This is a genomic window from Mesobacillus boroniphilus JCM 21738 (assembly GCF_000517385.1).
In the GTDB taxonomy this organism is placed as follows: domain Bacteria; phylum Bacillota; class Bacilli; order Bacillales; family Cytobacillaceae; genus Mesobacillus; species Mesobacillus boroniphilus.
In genome coordinates, this window is record NZ_BAUW01000215.1 from 1 (window position 1) to 1,111 (window position 1,111).

Genomic DNA, 1,111 nt, shown 5'->3' on the forward strand with positions numbered 1-1,111 from the left:
TGATGTGAGTTCTGTCGACGTTTTGGATGATTCCCTGTTGTTATGTATGGAGAGGAATCTATATAGTGCTAATGATTTCCGAGATGTAGTCCAGTTATTAAAACGCCAACGCCAAGTGAACATGAACAGTCCAAGTACTATCGCTGAATACCAATCAACATCTGCCGATGTGGAGACATTGCCGTTACTAAGCGCAGAAGCGAAACACCGTCCACTTGACCAATATGTCGCAATTATGGAGGGAATCAAATGAAACAGCTTCAGCAGCTTCAGGATGCCCTAGTATCCCTCCGTCTTTCGGAGGCTTCAAAAGAGCTTCCGGCTATACTAGCCAAAGCTGAAAAGGAACAAGTCAGCTACCTTTCCTTCCTTCAAACTTTGGGGGATTATGAACGGGGGAAACGAGATGAAAAGAACATGGAAAAAAGGCTTAAGCTGGCCTCTTTTCCATCTATTACTCCTTTAGAAACGTTTAATTTGGAAGAGCAAGAGTCATTGAGCCGAAAGGAATTTAACCAACTGAAGGAATTAGCATGGGTTGAACAGCTTTTCAACGTAATACTATTGGGACCGCCAGGTGTCGGTAAAACTCACTTAGCAGTCGGTTTAGGGTTGGAGGCCATTCAAATGGGCTATAAGGTTTCATTTATTTCCATGGGGGAATTGGTTCACACCTTAAAAACGCTGGACATAACACGGAAATCGCAAACGAGGATAAAAAGGATGAAGGATTCCCACTTAGTTATCATTGACGACTTAATGTACGCAGCAATGGATCCTAGGGAAGCCAACCTCTTCTTTCAGCTGGTTAACGATTTATATAACCATTCCTCGATCATTCTAACGTCTAACAGCTCTCCAAAGGAATGGACAGAACCGCTTGGGGATGTAGTAGTAGCAACAGCTATTTTAGACAGATTAATTCATCGGGCTGAGATAATAAGTTTTGTAGACGATAGTCATAGAATGAAGAACAGACGAAGGATTTTTAATGGAGAAAGTGTTCAAAAATAATCAGCGAAATTGTTCATTTTAACTTGACGCTCACACTATCAAACGCCAAATGAATTTGAACAAATGAACGGAAATCCCGCAGCCTGATTTTACCTTC

Annotated in this window: 1 protein-coding gene and 1 pseudogene; both read left to right on the top strand. The window is 41.7% G+C overall.

All coding sequences use genetic code 11. The features are described from left to right. Window positions 1–253 (top strand): annotated as a pseudogene (locus JCM21738_RS24635) (hypothetical protein); the annotation flags it as partial. Beyond that, entirely contained in the window at window positions 250–1,014 is a 765-nt protein-coding gene (gene istB, locus JCM21738_RS21855) for an IS21-like element helper ATPase IstB (RefSeq protein ID WP_023626827.1), read from the top strand. The pseudogene JCM21738_RS24635 and the gene istB, both read left to right, overlap by 4 nt. Window positions 1,015–1,111 lie beyond the last annotated feature (97 nt).